The sequence below is a fragment of the Sandarakinorhabdus rubra genome (assembly GCF_010994245.1).
GTDB classification, from domain to species: domain Bacteria; phylum Pseudomonadota; class Alphaproteobacteria; order Sphingomonadales; family Sphingomonadaceae; genus Sandarakinorhabdus; species Sandarakinorhabdus rubra.
On sequence record NZ_WMHO01000390.1, the window covers coordinates 1 to 1,051 of the forward strand.

1 protein-coding gene is annotated in these 1,051 nt (G+C 69.6%); it reads left to right on the top strand.

Features of this window, described 5'->3' with window-relative positions; all coding sequences use genetic code 11:
• A partial coding sequence (locus GJV64_RS14740; protein ID WP_205599663.1) for a proton-conducting transporter transmembrane domain-containing protein occupies positions 1–1,051 on the top strand: 1,051 nt, incomplete at both ends.

Here is a 1,051-nt window from a genome sequence, read left to right on the forward strand (position 1 = left end):
GACGCCCGGCGGCTGGCCTTGCGCGCCCGCGCCGCCGCGCTGATCAGCCTTGTCAGCGCCATGGTCGGTGCCGGGCTGGTGGCAATCGGCGGCCCGCTCGCCACCCCGGCGCTGCCCGGCCTTGCCATCCATTATGATGCGCTCACTGCGGTCATGTTCCTGCTCGTCGGCTTCGTCGGCAGCATCGTCGTCCACTTTGCGAAGAACTACATGGCCGGCGATCCCGGCCACGCACGCTTCACGCGGGCACTGTCGGCCACGCTGGCGGCGGTGCTGGTGCTGATCCTGTCCGGCACCATGCCGATGTTCCTGGCCGCCTGGATCGCCACCTCGTTGGGCCTTGACCGGCTGCTGCTCTTCTACGGCGACCGCCCTTCGGCCATCCTTGCGACCCGCAAGCATTTCATTGCCAGCCGTATCGGCGATGTCTGCTTGGGCGTGGCCTTCACCCTGCTGTGGCAGGCCACCGGCGCGCTCGACTTCGCCACGCTGTTCACGAGCCTTGCTGGCGTCAACGGCACGCTGCCGGCGGTGCTGATCGCCATCGCTGCGCTGTTGAAGTCCGCCCAGTTCCCGCTGCATGGCTGGATCACCGAGGTGATGGAAACGCCCACCCCGGTGTCGGCGCTGCTGCATGCCGGCATCGTCAACGCCGGCGGCTTCCTGGTGCTGCGCTTTGCCCCGCTGATGGGCGAGGCGACCGCTGCACTCGACGTGCTGCTGGTGGTCGGCGGCTTCACCGCACTGTTTGCCAGCGTCGTCATGCTGACCCAGAATGCGGTGAAGGTGGCGCTGGCCTGGTCCACGATCGCGCAGATGGGCTTCATGCTGCTGCAGTGCGGCCTTGGGGCCTGGCCGGCGGCGCTGCTGCACATCGTTGCCCACTCGCTTTACAAGGCGCATGCCTTCCTGTCCTCGGGCAGTGTCATCGACATCGCGCGCGCCAGCTGGTCGCCCAGCCCCGGCGGCGCGCCGCACCCGGCGCGGCTGGCCATGGCGGTCGGCGGCGTGCTGGCGGCGGTGGCGGCGGCGGGCACCTTGTCCGGCTTCC